Annotated in this window: 1 protein-coding gene; it reads left to right on the top strand. The window is 66.4% G+C overall.

Annotated elements, in window-relative coordinates; genetic code table 11:
• Positions 1 to 408: zinc-binding dehydrogenase (locus tag B3873_RS25170; protein ID WP_286869768.1), on the top strand; the 408-nt coding region annotated here is incomplete at both ends.

The raw sequence follows: 408 nt of genomic DNA, 5'->3' as shown, positions 1-408 counted from the left end.
CCCGGTGGCCGATCATGTCAGCGATGGCGAGGCGGCCATGGCCGAGCCACTTTCGGTGGCCCTGCACGCCGTGCGCCGGGCAGGTTCACTGGTGGGCAAGCGGGCCCTGGTCACGGGATGCGGGCCGATCGGTGCACTGGTCATCATCGCTGCGCGGCGTGCCGGGGCCGCGGAAATCGTCGCTACCGATATTGCGCCCAAGGCACTGGAAGCAGCTCGTGTCGTCGGGGCCGACCGTGTCATCAACGTGGCGACCGAGGCCGAGGTGCTGCAATCCTATGCGCAAGGGAAGGGCAGCTTCGATGTGCTGTTCGAGGTCAGCGGTACCGAACGTGCACTGCGTGCTGGCCTGGAAACGATGCGTCCTGGCGGTGTAGTCGTGCAGGTCGGATTGGGTGGTGACGTCAA

The sequence above is a fragment of the Herbaspirillum sp. UBA812 genome (assembly GCF_002296545.1).
GTDB lineage: Bacteria > Pseudomonadota > Gammaproteobacteria > Burkholderiales > Burkholderiaceae_D > Herbaspirillum > Herbaspirillum huttiense.
This window is presented reverse-complemented; position numbering and strand designations above follow the sequence as displayed.